This is a genomic window from Exiguobacterium sp. SH31 (assembly GCF_001816105.1).
Lineage (GTDB): Bacteria > Bacillota > Bacilli > Exiguobacteriales > Exiguobacteriaceae > Exiguobacterium > Exiguobacterium aurantiacum_A.
The window spans coordinates 1-17,786 of the sequence record NZ_LYTG01000041.1 but is presented as its reverse complement, the minus strand read 5'-3'; the positions used below and the strand labels follow the sequence as shown (position 1 = coordinate 17,786).

The following is a 17,786-nucleotide window of genomic DNA, read 5'->3' as shown; positions in this document are numbered from 1 at the left end:
ATCGCTTGAAAAGGATGTGACACCATGGGGGTCGGGACGCTCATCGGCGGAATCGGCATCTTTTTGTTAGGGATGATGCTGTTGACCGATACGTTGAAAAGCTTGGCTGGGGAAAGACTGCGAGAGCGGTTGAACCGCCTGGCGGAAGGACCAGTGGCAGGGGCATTTCTCGGTGCGACGATGACGGCGTTGTTCCAGTCCTCGACCGTGACGACGCTCATGACGATCAGTTTCGTCAGCGCAGGGCTGTTAACGTTCACGCAGGCGCTCGCGCTCGTCATCGGGGCGAACGCCGGTAGTGCGACGACGGGATGGATTGTAGCGCTCCTTGGCTACAACGTCGACATTCGGGAGCTCTTGCTGCCGCTCATCGGCATCGGTATGGCGCTCCGCTTGATCGGACGACGGGTCAAGCGGATTGGGATGTTGCTCGTCGGTCTCGGACTTGTTTTTGTCGGCATCGGCACACTTCAAGAAGCGATGCGGGAAGTCGTCACGTTCTCGTTTTCGGGCTGGGACACCGACACACCGCTTCATCAATTAGCCTTGCTCGGCACGGGCCTGTTCATGACCGTCGTCTTGCAATCGTCGAGCATCGGTCTCGTCTTGACGATGACGGCGCTCGCGACCGACACGGTGACGCTCGCGCAGGCTGCATTCCTCGTACTCGGGCAGAGTGCCGGGACGAGTCTTGTCGTCGCGCTCGGCTCGCTCGGAGGATGGAAATCAGCGCGGCGCATCGTGCTCGGACACGTACTCGTTCATAGTTCGATTTTGTTGATTGGCTGGCTGACGTTCCCGCTCTTGTTTGGTGTCGTCAATCGCGTGGCCGACTGGTTGAATTGGAATGAGCTATTGCGGCTCGCATTGTTCCATACGTCGTTTCATTTGCTCGGTGTGTTGACGTTTCTGCCGTTTCACGAAGCGTTCAGCCGGCGGTTGCTTAAATGGGTGCCGAGTCGGTCTGAAAAGCTGATCCGTTTCCTCGATCCGAACATGTCGCGTATCCCGACGGTCGCACTCGAGGCGGCAAGACGTTCGTTGATTGAGATCGAGCGCTATCTCGGAAACGAGACGAAACTGTTATTGACGGAAGCGCGCAAACGGGAGGACGAGTTGCAGCTCGTCGAGAAGACGCTCGGTGACGTCCGGGTATTTTTGAGCACGATTCAATTGGAAGAAGGACAGGGCCGCAACGACTACGGACAACACTTGTCACTGCTCCATACGATTGACCATTTGGAGCGCTGGCTGTTCGTCCTGCGCGAAGTCGATCCCGTCGACGCCCTCCGCGACACCGACTTTTTAGTCGCACGTCAGCTCGTCTTGCACGAGCTCGAGCTTGTCGATGCCCTCAACCATCACACGCCGCCGGAAGATTCGAAACAATGGAAGACGGCGTCGAAGCAGCTCGCCGAGTACCGGAAAGCGCATCGGGCCGAGATGTTAGAGGAGACGGCGGCGAACCAGCTTGAAATGGAGCAGACGATTCGTAAAGTTCAAGCGCTCCTTTGGCTCGATCGGCTTGGTTATCACGTCTGGCGGGCGACCCGGCACTTGATCAAACCGACCGTTCCGAGCGAGCGGTTCGAAGTGAACTTAGAAGACTGAAAAAACACCCGCGCGTCCAACTGGATGCGCGGGTGACTGGCGTTACTTTTTGTCGGCGTGCATGACACCGGCTTGACCGTAGTTCGTCGCGTCCATCTCTTCGATGAAGACGGTGATGTTCTCTTTCGGTGCGTTCGTCGTCTCTGAGACGGCGTCTGTCACTTTCTCGATCAAGGCACGTTTCTGATCAACAGTACGGCCTGGGAGCATTTTTACGGTAACGTATGGCATATTATTTCCTCCTTTTCTAGTTCTCTTCTATTTTAGAGAATCACTAGTCGAGAGGAAAGTGAAAAATCAATGGAATGCAGCTTCGATGATGTGAGGCGCACTCGATTTCGATAAGTTTTTGTGCACGACGCGCTCTGGTTTCGTCCGTAACTCGTCACGGAACGAGTTGGAAAGCTCGGCTTCTCCGATGACGACAAGCGATTCCCAGTCGTGTGCACCTTTCATCTGTTCGACGGTTTGGGCGAGGTCACGGTAGAAGCGACCGAGATTTTCGGCAAGTCGACGATCGAATTTATCGACTTGTGAGCTGCTCGACGCCATACGGTCACCCGAAGCCGTCCCTTCGAACCGAACCCACTCCTCGGTCTCAGGGTCGAACGCGAATTCGAACGATGCATCGATGTGCCCGAGTGAGGTGTCGAGTACCGTCACGTGGTCGAGGTTCGTCAAAATAATACCGGTGGACGGAAATTTTTGTTGTAACGCCTCGAGTGGTTCAAGTACTGGCTTCGTTTCCCAGTGGAACGACGTCTCGACATCGTGTTGAAGGTAGTATGTTTCAAATAAATCGTTTTCTTCTGAAGCAAAAATGATTAGGCTGCGCGCCAAGTCGTTTCGGTGTTTGCCGAGCTCTTGATCGACTTGTTTGCGTACTTTTTTGAAGTTCTTCAGTTGCGTCTCGTCACCGGACGCCTCTAAATATTCACCGATTCGCTTCAAACCGTTCTTCAAGTGGATTGACCAGTCGCCTTGTTGGTTAGGTCCTGTATTAAGGTAGACCGATAGCACACACTTGTCCTTGCATTCAATCTGACGCAATTGTTTCAAGTCGCTTGCTAATCCCATCTTAATTCCTCCCTAAAGTAAACGTTCTCTTAACCTGTTTCCTACTTGGTTAGGACTCAAACACCGAACACGATGGGAAAATGTGAAAAAAGCAGGTGCGAAACGAGATGAATCCGGGTAAGTAACAAGACAGACTAGCAGTAGGAGGAACAATCGTATGAAATGGAAAGGCAGACAGGCGAGTCGGAATGTCGAAGACCGGCGGGGCCGAAGTGTTGGGGGAAAAGGGATTGCAGGAATCGGGGGTGGCCTTGGCCTCATTTTAGTCATCGTCTTCACGCTTTTGAACGGGGGTAACCCGGCCGATATCGTCAACAATATCGGAATCGGTGAGCCGCAGTCTTCCGAGATGTATCAAGGCTCGGCGCGGGAAGAAGAGATGGAGGACTTTGTCTCGGTCGTCCTGCGTGACACCGAAGAAGTGTGGACCGACATCTTTGCCGAGAACGGGTTGACGTATCGGGAACCGGCGCTCGTCCTCTACTCAGGACAAGTCGAGTCGGCGTGTGGGATCGCTGGCTCGGCGGTCGGACCGTTTTATTGCCCGGGTGATCAGAAACTGTATATCGATTTGAGTTTCTATGATGAACTCGGTCAGCGCTTCAACGCGCCAGGTGATTTCGCGATGGCGTACGTCGTCGCCCATGAGGTCGGACACCACGTGCAGACGTTGCTCGGCACGACCGACGAAATCATGCCGCTGCGCAACGAGATGAGCGAGACCGAGTTCAACACGTACTTGGTACGGTTCGAACTTCAAGCCGACTACTATGCCGGTGTATGGGCGCATCACGCCCAAGGCATGGGCTATTTAGAGGCGGGTGATGTCGAAGAAGCGATGAACGCGGCGCACCAAATCGGTGACGATACGCTACAAAAACAAGCACGCGGCTACGTCACGCCGGACTCGTTCACGCACGGGACGTCGGAACAACGGAAACGATGGTTTGATAAAGGGTTTCAAAATGGAACAATCCAAGGCGGCGACACGTTCAATACGAAAAACTTATAAGCCTCACCTGCAGGTTGAGCGCGAGCTCGGCCTTTTTCGTGTCCAAGTTGGAATGTGAGGAAAGAATCCGCTATCATTAAATACAGCAACTAGTAGCAGGAAGGGGATGACCTGATGGAATCCTTACTGAAAAAAATCGAGCTCGCCCAAGGCGAGATGACGTCCGTCGAAAAGAAAATCGCGGACTACATCTTGACCCATTCGACGCTCGTCCCGAATATGACGACGAAAGAACTCGCCCAAAAGACCGACGTGTCAGAAGCGAGCATCGTCCGCTTCGCGCGTGTCGTTGGGATCGACAGCTTCAAATCGTTCAAGCTCGCCCTCGTCAAAGACTTGGCGATCACAGAGACGATGCTGACCGACTTTAATGTCCTCCAACAGAAGGACACGCCGTACGACTCGTTCCAAAAAGTCATCCATGTGAACAAGATGGCCATCGAGGCTTGTGCCGAGGCGATGGACAAACGTGAACTCGAACACGCGATCGATACGTTCGCTCGCGCGAACCGGGTCATCTTCTACGGAGTCGGTGGCTCATCGACGGCCGCCTATGACGCGCAGTACAAGTTCACGAAACTCGGCTACGCCGCTCTGACATCGCAAGACTTTCACTACATGCTGTCGCTCATCCCGCATCTTGGGCCGACCGACGTCTTCGTCGCGATCAGCACGTCGGGCCGGACGAAAGACGTGCTCGAGCTCGTCCGGTTCGCTAAGAAAAAAGGCGTCACCGTCGTCGCCATCACTGACCTCGACAAGTCGCCGCTTTACCGCGAGGCGGATGTCCGTCTGTGCACACCGACCGTCGAACGAGATTACCGGATTGCGAGCATCGCCTCACGGATGACACAATTGACGATTATCGACACGCTCTACATGGGTCTGTTGCACCGAAAAGGCGAAGGGCTGATCGATCGTTACGCCGAGGCGCGCGACGAGATGGTGAAGCTGCGCCGGTGATTCGCCGATATGAAGCGTCAGACCGTGAACGAGTGGCAGCTTTCCTCATGAGACAACAAGCGTTCGCCGCATTGAACGCTCAGACGCTCGAAGTGTTCCGCGATGAGAATTTGGCTGACTTCGAGGAGACAGGTACGGTCAGCCTCGTCGTGGAGGACGACGTGGCGATCGTGGCGATGGCGGATTTGTTGAGGCGTCATCCGGTTGATGGTTCACTCTGGCTCGGTCTGCTTCTCGTCGACGAACAACTTCACGGCACCGGTCGCGCCCAGACGGTATACGATCAACTCGAGCGGGACCACATGCGTCCGTTTCAGACGACGTTCCGGCTCGGTGTGCTCCCGACGAACGTGCGGGCCCGTCGTTTTTGGGAGCGGCAAGGCTACGTGTATGAGACAGACTCGGTCACGGGGGATGGTGTCCACGTCCACGTGTTGAAAAAAGACATCGAATGAAGCGAACTCGGTCCTCAAATGGCCGAGTTTTTTTATTGGCACTCGAGTCGAGGGTTTATGAAATTATAATTCTTTATTAATTTAAATAAGTTTGACTTTTAATTTCAAATTAGTACAATAAAACTAGAGAGAAGAAAGGATGGTGGCGATGTTAGACAAATTGGCTACAGAACGACGGAACGAACGGACGATGCGCCTAGACGACATGACGGTTGAGGAACTGCTCGGCGTGATGAATGAAGAGGACCAGTCGGTGCCTCACGTGATCAAGCAACAGCTTCCGGTCATCGCACAAGTCGTAGAACGGGCGATCACATCGTTTAAACGAGGCGGACGCTTGATCTATATCGGTGCGGGGACGAGTGGACGACTCGGTATTTTAGATGCGGCAGAATGTGTCCCGACGTTCGGCGTGTCAGCGGACATGGTCGTCGGCTTGATTGCCGGTGGCGAACGCGCGCTCGTCAAAGCGGTCGAGGGAGCAGAGGATAGTATGGATTTGGCAATCAACGATTTGAAAGCGCTTCACTTGAGTCCGGACGATACGGTCATCGGCATCGCCGCGAGCGGCCGGACCCCGTACGTCATCGGCGGACTCGATTACGCGCGTGACGTCGGTGCGACGACGGCGGCGCTATCTTGCAACGAAGGCTCAAAAATCAGCGAGCACGCCGAGTTTAAAATCGAGGTCGAGACGGGACCGGAAGTATTGACCGGATCGACGCGCTTGAAAGCGGGGACGGCCCAAAAACTTGTCCTCAACATGATCTCGACGGCGTCGATGATTGGAGTGGGCAAAGTGTATCAAAACTTGATGGTCGACGTGCAACCGACGAACGAGAAATTGGAAGTTCGGGCCAAACGGATGATTGCGGAAGCGACAGGGGTCGACGAACAGACGGCCGCGCGTTATTTCGCTTCATCGAACGGCCACGTCAAGACGGCGATCGTCATGATTTTAGCCGACGTCTCCTATGCAGAGGCAGTCGAGCGATTACAGCGCGCGAACGGATTCGTCCGCGACGCGATTTAAGGGGGATTACGAGATGAAGAAAGAAGAGGTGTTGGCGCAAACCATACTCGAGCACGTCGGGGGAAAAGATAATATCCGCCAACTCGCGCACTGTATGACACGCGTCCGGTTGTCGTTGAAAGACCCAACGAAGGCAGATATTTCGGCACTCAAACAAATCGACGGTGTCATGGGCGTCATCGATGACGAGACGCTGCAAATCGTCGTCGGACCTGGAACGGTCAACCGTGTCGCGGATTACTTGAGCCGTGAGACGGGGCTCGCCATCGGGGAAGAGGCAGTCGATGCGAACTTGACGCCTGACGAGCGGGCGGCCATCGAGCGTCAAAAAGTGAAAGATAAACAGAAGTCACCGTTCAAACGTTTCTTGCGTCGCTTAGGGAATATCTTCATCCCGCTCATCCCGGGACTTGTCGCTTCAGGGATCATCAACGGGGCAGCGAACTTTGCCGTCAACGCTGGTGTCGACCGGACCGAGACGTGGATGCAAATTCTGCTTGTGCTCGGGAGCACGGTCTTCGCTTATCTCGCCATCCTCGTCGGGTGGAATACGGCGAAAGAGTTCGGGGGGACGCCGGTGCTCGGAGCGATTGCCGGGGGGATTTTGTTCAACCCGTTACTCGCCGATATCGTCATCTATGGGGAAGCACTCGTCGTCGGCAGGGGTGGATTGTTCGGTGTCATCTTTGCCGCTTGGCTCATGACGTATATCGAAAAACACGTCCGCCGCTTCATGCCGGTCTCGATTGATATTATCTTTACACCGCTGCTTACGGTGCTCGTCGTCGGCTTCACGGCGCTCTATGCGATCATGCCGGTCGCAGGCGTGTTGTCAGACGGCATCATGCAAGGACTGAACGCCGTGCTTGAAATCGGCGGACCGGTCGCAGGGGCCGTCCTCGCCGGCTTCTTCTTGCCGCTCGTCATGGTCGGCTTGCATCATGGTTTGACACCGATTCACCTTGAGTTACTGAACACCGTTGGCAACACGGCGCTCTTGCCGATCCTTGCGATGGCAGGAGCGGGACAAGTCGGGGCCGCGCTTGCGATTTTCGTGAAGACGCGCAACCAACGTCTCCGCAACATCATCAAAGGGGCGATCCCGGTCGGTTTCCTCGGAATCGGCGAACCGCTTCTTTACGGGGTCACGCTTCCGCTCGGCCGTCCGTTCTTGACGGCTTGTATGGGAGCCGCGGTCGGCGGTGCGTTCCAAGCGACGATGCAGACGGCAGCGCTCGGGATCGGGGTCTCGGGTCTTTCGCTCACACCGCTCATCGACAATGGGATGTACTTGACGTATATTGGGGGTCTCGTCATCTCGTATACGGCTGGCTTCATCTTCACATATTTCTTCGGTTTCAAAGAAGAGATGGCGGATGGGATTTAACAACCAAGGTGGCTCTTTCGAGTCACCTTTTTGAATAGGGAGGGCTGTTTTATATGAGAGGATTATCTGTTTACTTGAGCGAACCGCTGACAGAAGCGTTCACGGTGTGGATGAAACGTATGCGTGAGATCGGTTTTACGTCACTGTTCACATCGCTACATATCCCGGAAGACGATCCATCGGTCTACACAAAGCGTCTGCGTCGACTCGGCACGCTCGCGCGACAGCACGACATGGAACTGTTCGCCGATATCGCCCCGACTTCGCTCGCCGCGCTCGGGAAGACGTGGGACGACGCCCATACGCTCATCGACTGGGGGGTGACCGGCCTCCGCGTCGATTACGGGGTGACCCCGAAACAAGTCGCCGATTTGTCGAAACGGATGACCGTCGCCTTGAACGCGAGCACGTTGACTGCTGAAGAGCTCGACGCGATGAAACGGGAAGGGCTCATGACAGACAATGTCGAAGCTTGGCATAACTTCTATCCGCGTCCGGAGACCGGGCTCGACCGGCAATGGTTTGACGAAAAAAATGACTGGTTAAAACGACAAGGGTTGAGCGTGCAGGCGTTCATCCCGGGAGATGGGACGCTCCGCGGACCGCTATACGAACGACTGCCGACGCTTGAAGACCACCGGCAGCTGTCGACGTTCGCTGCTTATTTAGAGTTGACGGGGAGTGTCGACCGCATTTTGATTGGTGACCCGGGACTAGCGGATGCGACGGTCGAACAGTTCGCGTCATACGCGGACGGGATGCTCGTCCTCCGGGCCGAGGCGTATACGACGGTCGAGGTGGCGCTCTACCGCGTCCAGACGAACCGGATGGACCCGGCGCGCGACGTCATCCGTTCCGTCGAATCACGGGCGTATGGTCGCCCTGGGGACCGCTTGCTCGAACCGGTTGCGGCGAAACAGCGACCGCTCGGCACGATCACGATTGACAACATGGATTACGGGCGCTATGCTGGCGAAATGCAAGTGACGAAGACAGACCTTCAAGCCGACAAGCGGGTCAACGTGCTCGGACGTGTCATCGAAGCGGATCGTCCGCTCCTTCGTTCGGTTGGACCCGGTACGAAGTTTCGAATCGAGTGGGGCTGACGTTCGCGATTGCCACGTTCCCTCGTCTTTGTGTACAGTAGAGGGGGAGGGAATGCCATGAAAGATATCAACTTTAACATTATCGCTGACGATGCGACGGACGGCCACGGCGGTTTCGGGGTCGGATCGCTCAGTTTGAACAATATGTCGCCCGTCATCATCGACGTCGAGGCAGGTACGGCAGTGATCGACATGGGTGCGATGCACGCCAAATCGGCAATCGAGAAGCGGATCAAGTTTTTGACCGACCCGGAAGCGGTGCCGAACGGTAAACCGTATTGGATCGTCTGGGTAACGGTCGGACGCAAGCCGGAAGGGTTCTACTACGGCGGGATTGCGGCTTGTGACATGTCGATTGACTTGGAGGCGCGTCGCGGGTACAAATTGCTCCCGTATCACGTCAACCAAATGGACAAATCGCTCAAAGGACGGATCCTCATCGATATGATGGATGCGCCGTCACGGAGCGTGCTCGCGGAGTTTCTGCAACAGCACCGTCCGGAGATATGGGACCAGTCGACCGAACTTCATACTGAGCTCGCGCGTCTCGCTGCCGAGTAAAAAGATTGGACCGTCACGGTCTCCAATCTTTTTTGTTTTCTTTTGAAGCAACTCGGGAAAATGACCGTGTTAAGGCCCGCAAATCAACCGGAATTGTAAGAAAATTTAGCATTATGCTATACTAAACGCACTGTGTAAAAAAGAAAGGGTGACACGATGAGTGAAACTAAGAAAATTTTGATTGGCCTCGCCTTAGGGGTCATCGTCGGTCTCGGGCTCGCCGGCTTATCCGGTAACGTCTACGACGTGATCAATACGTACATACTATCCCCAGTCGGGACAGTGTTTTTGAACTTGATTAAAATGTTAGTCGTCCCGATTGTCTTCTTCTCGATCATTCTTGGTGTCATGGGCCTAGGCGACCCGAAAGAGCTCGGGCGCGTCGGGTCGAAGGCGCTTCTGTTCTTCTTGACGACGACAGCACTCGCCATCGTGCTCGCGATGGGTGTCGCTTCAATTATCAAGCCGGGAGAGCGTGGAGATTTCCCGACAACTGGATTGGAATTTGAATCGACAACGACCGAAGAATCGTCGAACATCGTCCAGACGTTCGTCAATATGATTCCGACGAACCCGATCCAAGCGCTCGCTGAAGGAAACATGTTACAGATTATCGTCTTCGCGGCGTTGATCGGATTTGCGATGATTGCCCTCGGCGAACGTGCCAAAACGTGGCGTCGCTTCGTGAAACAAGGGGATCGCATCATGATGCATCTCATTCACTTGGTCATGAAGCTCGCTCCATACGGTGCCTTCGCGTTGATCGCCTCAGCTATCGGCGGTATCGGACTTGATGCTGTTGTCGCTATGGCATGGTACATGTTTGCCGTCGTCTTGACGTTGTTCTTACATGCGACCATCGTTTACGGCGGAGCGCTCATCTTGCTCGGCAAGATGAGTCCGGTCTTCTTCTTTAAAAACTTCTATGAAGCGATCACGCTCGCGTTCTCGACGTCGTCTTCAAACGCGACGCTCCCTGTGTCGATGGAGCTCGCCCAGACGAAGCTCGGCGTCCCGCGTTCGATCTCGTCATTCGTCCAACCGCTCGGTGCGACGGTGAACATGGACGGAACGGCCATCATGCAAGGGGTCGCGACCATCTTTATCGCCCAAGTGTTCGCCGCTGACTTGACAATCACTGAGCTCGTGACGGTCGTCATCACGGCGGTGCTCGCCTCGATCGGGACGGCTGGCGTGCCGGGTGTCGGGCTCATCATGCTCGCGCTCGTCTTACAGTCGGTCAACTTGCCGGTCGAAGGGATCGCCCTCATCATCGGGGTCGACCGTATCCTCGACATGCTCCGTACGTCCGTCAACATCACGGGTGACGCGACGTGTGCGGTCGTTGTAGCGAAGCTTGAAGAGAAACACCTTCCACCTGTCGACGAAGATGCGTGGGATGAAGTCGAAGCGAAATAAAACAAAGGCTGACCTCGCGGGGTCAGCCTTTTGAAATGGGGTTTGAATGATGGAATGGGAACTGCTCCCGATCCCGCTGTTTGTCGTTATCAGTATCGTCTTGAACAGTGCCATCGCCGTCGCCGGCGTGTTGCCGAGCGCGTTTTTGACGGCGCTGAACGTAAAGGTTCTCGGTTTCGGTCTCGGCGTCACTGTCTCAATCGTCGGTGAGGCGGTCGGAGCGGTCATCAGTTTCGTACTGTACCGACGCGCGCTACAAACGTATACGTCACCGAACGGAAAGCGCTTCAAGCGTCTCCGCGAGGCGAGCGGGGTTGAGGCGTGGTTCCTCGTCCTCGGGATGCGACTCATGCCGTTCGTCCCGTCCGGACTCGTCACGTTATCGGCTGCGTTCAGTCGGATGACGCTAACGTCGTTCGCCGCGGCGAGCACGATTGGGAAAGTGCCGGCGCTCCTCATCGAGGCGCTCGCGGTCACGGCCGTGATGCGTGTTGCGACCGGTTGGCAATTCGTGCTGATCGCGCTACTCGTGCTCATCTATCTCCTCTGGCGTGTGTTTCAAAGCAACGGCGAGAAGATATGACAGAACGCCTCGATGAACCGTTTGCCGTTCGATTTTTTTCGGAGCGTCGACCAGTCGACGAGAATCGACTCGTCGAAGTCTTTCAAAAACGCGTCATGCAGTTGACCGATTGATGACGTCTCGAACTGGGCAATCGTCATCTCGTGATTCAAATACATGCTGCGGAAATCAAAGTTAGCCGTCCCAACGAGCGCAATTTTGCCGTCGATGAGGACGGTTTTTGCATGGATGAAATGACGATTGTATTTATAAATGCGGATGTTCCGTTTCAGCAGCTGCTCGAAATAATATTCGGTCGCATGGAAACTGAACCATTCGTCGCCTTGTCCTGGGACGACGATGCGAACGTCTATGCCGCTCTTCCCTGCTACTTCGAGCACGGCGAGCAGTTCGGGCGGTGGGATCAAGTAAGGGGTCGTGATCCAAATCGACTCTTTCGCTTCCATCAACAGACGCATCATCCCATCCCGGATCGTGACGTCCTTACCGGGAGACGTCACAAGTAGTTGTGTCGCCCCGTTCGCGTCTTGCGGTTCGTTAATGAAGTATTCCGGAAGATGTTTAGCGTCGGCGAACAGGTCCCACGTCTCGCTCTCTTCTTCGTGACCGGCGTAAAGCCAATTCTCGATGAACAGACGCTGAAGCTCCCGGACGAGCGGTCCTTCGACACGCAAATGCGTATCTCGCCAAAAACCGAGCTTCTTATGTCTGCCGAGATATTCATCGCCGACATTAAGCCCACCAGTGTAGGCGATCCGTCCGTCGAGCACGATGAGTTTTTGATGATTTCGGAAGTTGGCGTTAAAGACGAGCAGCGGATGCAGGACCGGATCGAACGCTTCGACGTGCACCCGCGACTTGCGGAGCGGCTCGAGGAAATCTTCGCTGATCTCTTGGCTGCCGAGACCGTCATAAAGAAAACGGACGGTGACGTTTTCATTGGCTCTTTTGATTAAGGCGTCGCGAATCTTCAGGGAGATCTCATCGGTCCGGAACAAATAATATTGGACGTGGATATGGTGCGTCGCTTGCTCGATGTCTTTGAGCACAGCGTCGTACTTTTCATCTCCGTTGACGAGCAGTTTCGTCGCCGTATGGCCGTCGGCACCGGTCGCGCCCATTTTTTCGAGCGCTCTCGTGAGAGGGAACCGGTCGGATACTTCATTCGTCGTCTCGACGCGGTCGGCTTCGATCGCTTGCCGGAACATGCGAATCTCGGACGATGTTCGTTTGATCCGGCGGTGGCGTTTCGGTGTCCGGCCGAACAGCACCCAGGCGAGAGCGCCGAGAAACGGGATGAACAAGACGGTGAGCAGCCAAGCGAGCTTCGCTTGCGGTTGAACTTGGTCAAATAAAATATTCCAACCGACGATGAGCGGGGCGAAAACCCCGATTAAAATTAAAAACGGAGTGAGCGTGTCAACCCAAAACAAAAAAACTAATAGTAAAACGAGACTGACTATCATCATGATCAGTTGAATGACTCGTCGCTTCAACAAAGGCACCTACTTTCTAAAACGTTTAAGACGAGGGGAGTCCCCTCGTCTTAATACAAGCTGTTTAATACGGCGTTGATCTCATTCGCGTAGCGTATGAAGAAGTACAGGTTGACAGCGAGTGAAAACAAAACGAGGAAGAGAGCGAATTGTGCTTTCGTTCGATTACGGTTCCAGTAGTAAAAGACGGACAATAAAACGGCGATACCAACGAATAGAGCGACAATTTCAACAATTCCCCAAAGGATGTCTTTCGATAAAAACATATCGACGATTGTCATGACGACAAAAACGAATACGACAATCCCCATGAGGACCACCAAAATGGCTAAGATGATACTAATCCAATCTGAACTGACTGCATCAACTAAATTTTCAATTGCGACGTTGTATTCGTTCATAAACGACCCTCCTTTCCAGGCACTGCATAACTACTCATCCAATACCCTTTTTTTTCATACTGAAATCAATTGTGTGCATGAGGATGGATGAACGCGGGAAGGGGGATTTTTGATACAATCGCCACGACTCCAAATACATAAACCCAGCTGTTCGGAGGAAAGAACAAGACGAGCAGGACGATGATCGCCAACGGTTGGCGCATAGTAGTCGCAAGCAGGGTACTCGTCGCTAAAACGACGGCAAAAGTTGGGTCGAGGTCGAATGATCCGCTGAAAAAGTAGCCGAGGGTGAAAGCAGAGAAAAGCAATGGATAAATATGTCCACCACGCCAGCCGGTGGCGAGACAAAAGGCGGTAAAAAATAGCTTTAAAAAGCTAAACAATAATAGTGTATACAGCGGAATACGCTCCCAATCATTAAAATACTCTAAAATGGTCTCTTCCCCAGAGAATAAGAGGTCTGGATAAATGAGTGCCATCGTACCGATTCCGATTCCACCTATGATTGTCAAAAACAAGATAGGTACTTGAGAGGTTAGCCTCATCAAAGCATGCTCTGCTAGTAAATAAAGCCAACCAAAAACCATGCCAATCAAGATGATGAATAAAATCGACCAGTCAAGCTGAATTGACTCGATGGCGGGGAACTTGACGACAAAAGGTGGACGTTCGTCCAATCGGTTGAGGAGATAAAACGTCCCGACGCCCGCAAGAGTTGCCAGTAAGTTCAGCATCGATTGCTTTTTATGTTCAGTTTCTTCGGCTGCGAGCGCTCCAAACAATGGTGCGTTGAAAACAATCCCGAGAACGACCGCGTGCCCGACTTCTTGCAATTCACTCAGCTCGTGCCGGACATAACGGAGTCGTTCGGCAAACCAAGTCGTAAGCCCGCCGACGATTCCGATGAGAGCCGCCTCGGGCCCGAGACTAGCACCGCCAATCAAGACGAGAAGAGCGGTGAGCGTCGTGAATCCGATGTAGCGGTAGGTAATCCGTCCTGAGGTCTTCCTGTCTTCTAAAATTTCTGGCATAAGGCGCGGCATCGGCCCGTATCGCTGCTGTAATAGTCCAATCAAGACTCCGGCTACGAGCGGTACGAAAAAGATATAAAAAGGACTTTCGACTCGTTCGGGTACGGTATGCCAGACAAAGTGAATTCCTTTATAGACGACCGATAAAAAAATCCAGCTAATGAATCCAATCAAAATACCGAGTATGCCTGCATAGACACTTACGACGATGGTCTTCACTGATCTCCCACCTTTTTGCCCGTATCACTAAAAACTTCTGTTAGTTATCCTATCTCCCGAACGTTCTTCTCTAAAACCTAAAAAAGATGCTACTCTGTTATAAGAGTGGCATCGATTTAAGCGAAGTAACATGATCTGGTGCAGCCGGTTTTCCGAAAAAGTAGCCTTGGGCGAGATCATAACCGAGTTCGCGACAGACGTCGACTTCTTCGGCGCGTTCGATCCCTTCGGCGAGGATGGTGATGCCCATCGAGCGCGTCAATTGACGGACGTTCTTCAAGAACGTGCGTTTCTCGGCATCTTGGTCACAGAACGAAATATACGACCGATCGATTTTGACGTAATCGGGCTCGAGCCGCTGTAACATGTCAAGCGTCGAGAAGCCGGCACCGACATCGTCGAGCGCGACTTTCATGCCGCGTTTCTTATACGTGGCGAACACGTGCTGCAAATGAGCGACGTCCTGGACTTGCTCCGTCTCGACGACTTCAAAGATGAAGCGGTCGGCACTGAGCCCGTAGCGGTCGATGACTTCGAACGTGTGTTGCAGGCAGTAGTCAGGATTGTAGATTGTCGACGGCAAGAAGTTGATGAACGTCTTCTCGTGAGGCGCAACGGCGTGATACGTCGCTTTGATTGCCTCGGACCGGGCGCGTTGGTCGAGCTTCGAATGAAGTCCGAACCGGTTGGCGGCGCGGAACAGCTCCCCAGGCGAGATATTGTTCGGGCTGCGAAGGAGCGCCTCGTAACCGAACCGTTCACCTGTGTCGAGATGGATGATCGGTTGCAGGTGACTTTCGAACTCCCCGTGTTGGATCAGCTCAATCGTGTCACGGTTGGCGATCTGTTCGAGCAAATCGATTGCTGGTAGAATCGGTGTTTGCTGTTTCGTGGCAGGGTTGACACAATATACATTGTCCTCGACCGAAGATAGCTTAGTCTTGAGTTCATCAAATGATTCGTATGGCTGAGGTTGGTCGTTGACGACCAACAAGCCACGTTCAAAAAGCGGGATTGTCGTGGAGCAGGCCACGCAAGGAGACCACATAGGATCCCTCCTTTCCTGTTATAAACTACATCTATATCCAGTTTATCGGCTAAACCTCATGGAAAAATCACACATCTGGACGAATAAATAAAAAAATCGTGCAAAATGCGGACAGTTTTTGTATACTTCCTATCGTATGAATAAGAAGCGCCTCAAAACGCCACTCGCATACGAACAACTTTTTGAACAGAAAGGGGTTCTATCGATGGACCAAAAATTAAAGTTATGGTTTACGGAGCACCAGACAGAAGATTACGGGATCACGTTCCGGGTTAACCACGTTTATGAGAGCGAACAAACGGAGTTTCAACGACTAGAGATGGTCGAAACGGACGAGTTCGGTACAATGTTGTTGCTTGACGGAATGGTCATGACGACGGATAAAGACGAATTCGTCTATCACGAGATGGTGGCGCACGTGCCACTGTTCACGCACCCTAACCCGAAACACGTTCTCGTGGTCGGCGGCGGCGACGGTGGTGTCATCCGTGAGATTATGAAACACCCAACAGTCGAGAAAGCGGTTCTTGTCGACATCGACGGGAAAGTCATTGAATATTCGAAGAAATACTTGCCAAATATTGCGGGTGAGCTCGACAACCCACGCGTCGAAGTCATCGTCGGCGACGGCTTCATGCACATCGCGAAATCGGAAAACGAGTACGACGTCATCATGGTCGATTCGACTGAACCGGTCGGACCGGCAGCGAACTTGTTCACGAAAGGGTTCTACGCAGGAATCTCGAAAGCGCTCAAAGACGATGGAATTTTCGTCGCGCAGTCGGATAACCCGTGGTTCACACCAGAACTCATCCAAACGGTACAGCGTGACGTGAAAGAGATCTTCCCGATCACGAAGCTGTACACAGCCAACGTGCCGACGTACCCGAGCGGCTTGTGGACGTTCACGATCGGCTCGAAGAAGTACGACCCGCTTCAAGTTCCGGCTGAGCGGTTCCACGATATCGAGACGAAATACTACACGCCAGCGCTGCACTCGGCGGCGTTCGTGCTTCCTAAATTCGTGGAGGACTTGACGAAATGATCAAACGATTCGATGAAGCCTACTCAGGAAAAGTGTTTATCGCGAGCCTACCGGAAGTGACGGATGCGAAGACGGTCCTTTACGGCATGCCGATGGACTGGACGGTCAGTTTCCGTCCGGGCTCACGTTTCGGTCCGAACCGCATCCGTGAAGTCTCGATCGGACTTGAAGAATACAGCCCGTACCTTGACGGGGACTTGAACGAAGCGGCCGTCTATGACGCAGGGGACATCCCGCTCCCGTTCGGCAACGCCCAAAAATCGCTCGACATGATCGAGTCGTTCGTCAAAGACGTCATCAAGGAAGGGAAGTTCCCGCTCGGTATGGGCGGTGAACACCTCGTCACGTGGCCGGTCATCAAGGCGATGTATGACGCGTACGGGGACGACTTCGTCATCTTGCACCTCGACGCGCACACCGACCTTCGTGACGATTACGAAGGCGAGCCGCTCTCGCACTCGACACCGCTCAAAAAAGCGGCCAACTTGATCGGACCGTCGAACTGCTACTCGTTCGGGATTCGTTCGGGGATGAAAGAAGAGTTCGACTGGGCAAAAGATGTCGGCTACAACTTGTACAAGTATGAAGTGCTCGAACCGCTCAAGCGCGTCCTACCGACGCTCGCCGGCAAAAAAGTGTACGTCACGATCGACATCGACGTCCTTGACCCGTCGGCCGCACCAGGAACCGGCACGCAAGAGATCGGCGGCATCACGACGAAAGAGTTGCTCGAGTCGGTCCATGCCATCGCCAACGCTGACCTCGATATCATCGGTGCCGACCTCGTCGAAGTGTCACCGGCGTATGATCAGTCAGACATGACGGCGATCGCCGCCGCGAAGATCCTTCGCGAGATGATGATCGGGTTCGTGAAGTAACGATGCCGAAAAAAGGTCAGCTCGAGATGGAACTGAGCGCCCGGATCACCCAATGGGAGAAAGAGTATCTCGGGCGCGGTTCATTAACGTGTAAGAGTGACCTGCTCCGCGATTTGGCCATCGTGACGCTGCAAGGCGTCTTGACCCCGGCCGAATATGAACTCGCCGCGAAGTCGAGTGGTCGCGAACAGTTAAAGAAATACCGCAACAACCTCGTCGAATCCGGCCGGGTCCAACTCGAGACGATCATTTATGACGTGCTCGGGAGACGGCTCGTGTCGCTCCATACGGACATCAGCACGAAGACAGGCGAACGCCTCATCGTCTTTAGGTTGGATGCACCGTGGGACGATGTGATTGACAAGGCGTGACGACATTTTTACACTAGAAGCAGAGACGCGTCAGGATTGGTGGAGAGAGCCTACGGGAACTTTCCACCGCCGTCCTGAAACGGAGCTGTC

Annotated in this window: 19 protein-coding genes; 13 read left to right on the top strand and 6 right to left on the bottom strand. The window is 53.8% G+C overall.

Annotated features, from left to right (window positions below; genetic code table 11):
• The first annotated feature begins 24 nt into the window (after positions 1-24).
• Positions 25-1,611: a Na/Pi cotransporter family protein gene (locus A6395_RS06610; protein WP_071398422.1), complete on the top strand. Its 1,587-nt coding sequence runs from the start codon at positions 25-27 to the stop codon at positions 1,609-1,611.
• A 42-nt stretch (positions 1,612-1,653) separates the two neighbouring features.
• On the opposite strand, the gene A6395_RS06605 is transcribed toward A6395_RS06610, so the two are convergent.
• Both A6395_RS06605 and A6395_RS06600 read right to left on the bottom strand, forming a co-directional pair.
• On the bottom strand, positions 1,654-1,842 hold the full coding sequence (locus A6395_RS06605; RefSeq protein ID WP_071398421.1) for a 2-hydroxymuconate tautomerase: 189 nt from the start codon (positions 1,840-1,842) through the stop codon (positions 1,654-1,656).
• A gap of 66 nt (positions 1,843-1,908) precedes the next feature.
• Complete coding sequence (locus tag A6395_RS06600; RefSeq protein ID WP_071398420.1) at positions 1,909-2,688, bottom strand: VLRF1 family aeRF1-type release factor; 780 nt, start codon at positions 2,686-2,688, stop codon at positions 1,909-1,911.
• A 157-nt stretch (positions 2,689-2,845) separates the two neighbouring features.
• Here A6395_RS06600 and ypfJ point away from each other — a divergent pair, with 157 nt between their 5' ends.
• From ypfJ to A6395_RS06555, 9 genes are all read left to right on the top strand, one after another.
• On the top strand, positions 2,846-3,700 hold the full coding sequence (gene ypfJ / locus A6395_RS06595; RefSeq protein ID WP_071398419.1) for a KPN_02809 family neutral zinc metallopeptidase: 855 nt from the start codon (positions 2,846-2,848) through the stop codon (positions 3,698-3,700).
• Between the two features lie 114 nt (positions 3,701-3,814).
• Positions 3,815-4,663, top strand: coding sequence for a MurR/RpiR family transcriptional regulator (locus A6395_RS06590; protein ID WP_070328251.1), 849 nt, complete (start codon positions 3,815-3,817; stop codon positions 4,661-4,663).
• Positions 4,660-5,118 (top strand): GNAT family N-acetyltransferase, encoded by a 459-nt coding sequence (locus A6395_RS06585; protein ID WP_071398418.1) that lies wholly within the window; start codon positions 4,660-4,662, stop codon positions 5,116-5,118. Before A6395_RS06590 ends, A6395_RS06585 begins: the two co-directional genes overlap by 4 nt.
• Positions 5,119-5,257: 139 nt before the next feature.
• Complete coding sequence (gene murQ, locus A6395_RS06580) at positions 5,258-6,151, top strand: N-acetylmuramic acid 6-phosphate etherase (protein ID WP_071398417.1); 894 nt, start codon at positions 5,258-5,260, stop codon at positions 6,149-6,151.
• 13 nt (positions 6,152-6,164) lie between these two features.
• Complete coding sequence (locus tag A6395_RS06575) at positions 6,165-7,538, top strand: PTS transporter subunit EIIC (protein ID WP_071398416.1); 1,374 nt, start codon at positions 6,165-6,167, stop codon at positions 7,536-7,538.
• Between the two features lie 53 nt (positions 7,539-7,591).
• On the top strand, positions 7,592-8,644 hold the full coding sequence (locus A6395_RS06570) for a DUF871 domain-containing protein (RefSeq protein ID WP_071398415.1): 1,053 nt from the start codon (positions 7,592-7,594) through the stop codon (positions 8,642-8,644).
• A gap of 57 nt (positions 8,645-8,701) precedes the next feature.
• Complete coding sequence (locus tag A6395_RS06565; RefSeq protein WP_070328246.1) at positions 8,702-9,205, top strand: YwhD family protein; 504 nt, start codon at positions 8,702-8,704, stop codon at positions 9,203-9,205.
• Positions 9,206-9,361: 156 nt separating this feature from the next.
• A complete protein-coding gene (locus tag A6395_RS06560; protein WP_071398414.1) occupies positions 9,362-10,624 on the top strand; it encodes a dicarboxylate/amino acid:cation symporter in 1,263 nt (420 codons plus the stop codon).
• Between the two features lie 49 nt (positions 10,625-10,673).
• A complete protein-coding gene (locus A6395_RS06555) occupies positions 10,674-11,207 on the top strand; it encodes a TVP38/TMEM64 family protein (RefSeq protein ID WP_071398413.1) in 534 nt (177 codons plus the stop codon).
• Here A6395_RS06555 and cls read toward each other — a convergent pair.
• The 4 genes from cls to A6395_RS06535 form a co-directional block, all read right to left on the bottom strand.
• A complete protein-coding gene (gene cls / locus A6395_RS06550; protein ID WP_233589664.1) occupies positions 11,183-12,640 on the bottom strand; it encodes a cardiolipin synthase in 1,458 nt (485 codons plus the stop codon). The genes A6395_RS06555 and cls overlap by 25 nt on opposite strands.
• Positions 12,641-12,753: 113 nt before the next feature.
• The gene (locus tag A6395_RS06545) at positions 12,754-13,104 is read right to left on the bottom strand and encodes a hypothetical protein (RefSeq protein ID WP_071398412.1); all 351 of its coding nucleotides are present in this window, start codon (positions 13,102-13,104) and stop codon (positions 12,754-12,756) included.
• A 65-nt stretch (positions 13,105-13,169) separates the two neighbouring features.
• Positions 13,170-14,354: a chloride channel protein gene (locus A6395_RS06540; protein WP_071398411.1), complete on the bottom strand. Its 1,185-nt coding sequence runs from the start codon at positions 14,352-14,354 to the stop codon at positions 13,170-13,172.
• A gap of 97 nt (positions 14,355-14,451) precedes the next feature.
• A complete protein-coding gene (locus A6395_RS06535) occupies positions 14,452-15,402 on the bottom strand; it encodes an EAL domain-containing protein (RefSeq protein ID WP_071398410.1) in 951 nt (316 codons plus the stop codon).
• A 205-nt stretch (positions 15,403-15,607) separates the two neighbouring features.
• Between A6395_RS06535 and speE the strand changes: the two genes are divergently transcribed.
• From speE to A6395_RS06520, 3 genes are read left to right on the top strand one after another with little or no spacing between them, the layout of a single operon-like run.
• Positions 15,608-16,447 (top strand): spermidine synthase, encoded by an 840-nt coding sequence (speE, locus tag A6395_RS06530; protein WP_070328241.1) that lies wholly within the window; start codon positions 15,608-15,610, stop codon positions 16,445-16,447.
• Positions 16,444-17,325, top strand: coding sequence for an agmatinase (speB, locus tag A6395_RS06525; RefSeq protein ID WP_071398409.1), 882 nt, complete (start codon positions 16,444-16,446; stop codon positions 17,323-17,325). Before speE ends, speB begins: the two co-directional genes overlap by 4 nt.
• A gap of 2 nt (positions 17,326-17,327) precedes the next feature.
• On the top strand, positions 17,328-17,696 hold the full coding sequence (locus A6395_RS06520) for a Na-translocating system protein MpsC family protein (RefSeq protein ID WP_071398408.1): 369 nt from the start codon (positions 17,328-17,330) through the stop codon (positions 17,694-17,696).
• Positions 17,697-17,786: the final 90 nt, after the last annotated feature.

Excerpts from the sequence above, each read along its gene's own strand:
- A6395_RS06610 (WP_071398422.1), top strand. The coding sequence starts at position 25 with ATGGGGGTCGGGACGCTCATCGGCGGAATCGGCATCTTTTTGTTAGGG.
- A6395_RS06605 (WP_071398421.1), bottom strand. The coding sequence starts at position 1,842 with ATGCCATACGTTACCGTAAAAATGCTCCCAGGCCGTACTGTTGATCAG.
- A6395_RS06600 (WP_071398420.1), bottom strand. The coding sequence starts at position 2,688 with ATGGGATTAGCAAGCGACTTGAAACAATTGCGTCAGATTGAATGCAAG.
- ypfJ (WP_071398419.1), top strand. The coding sequence starts at position 2,846 with ATGAAATGGAAAGGCAGACAGGCGAGTCGGAATGTCGAAGACCGGCGG.
- A6395_RS06590 (WP_070328251.1), top strand. The coding sequence starts at position 3,815 with ATGGAATCCTTACTGAAAAAAATCGAGCTCGCCCAAGGCGAGATGACG.
- murQ (WP_071398417.1), top strand. The coding sequence starts at position 5,258 with ATGGTGGCGATGTTAGACAAATTGGCTACAGAACGACGGAACGAACGG.
- A6395_RS06575 (WP_071398416.1), top strand. The coding sequence starts at position 6,165 with ATGAAGAAAGAAGAGGTGTTGGCGCAAACCATACTCGAGCACGTCGGG.
- A6395_RS06570 (WP_071398415.1), top strand. The coding sequence starts at position 7,592 with ATGAGAGGATTATCTGTTTACTTGAGCGAACCGCTGACAGAAGCGTTC.
- A6395_RS06565 (WP_070328246.1), top strand. The coding sequence starts at position 8,702 with ATGAAAGATATCAACTTTAACATTATCGCTGACGATGCGACGGACGGC.
- A6395_RS06560 (WP_071398414.1), top strand. The coding sequence starts at position 9,362 with ATGAGTGAAACTAAGAAAATTTTGATTGGCCTCGCCTTAGGGGTCATC.
- A6395_RS06555 (WP_071398413.1), top strand. The coding sequence starts at position 10,674 with ATGGAATGGGAACTGCTCCCGATCCCGCTGTTTGTCGTTATCAGTATC.
- A6395_RS06545 (WP_071398412.1), bottom strand. The coding sequence starts at position 13,104 with ATGAACGAATACAACGTCGCAATTGAAAATTTAGTTGATGCAGTCAGT.
- A6395_RS06535 (WP_071398410.1), bottom strand. The coding sequence starts at position 15,402 with ATGTGGTCTCCTTGCGTGGCCTGCTCCACGACAATCCCGCTTTTTGAA.
- speE (WP_070328241.1), top strand. The coding sequence starts at position 15,608 with ATGGACCAAAAATTAAAGTTATGGTTTACGGAGCACCAGACAGAAGAT.
- speB (WP_071398409.1), top strand. The coding sequence starts at position 16,444 with ATGATCAAACGATTCGATGAAGCCTACTCAGGAAAAGTGTTTATCGCG.
- A6395_RS06520 (WP_071398408.1), top strand. The coding sequence starts at position 17,328 with ATGCCGAAAAAAGGTCAGCTCGAGATGGAACTGAGCGCCCGGATCACC.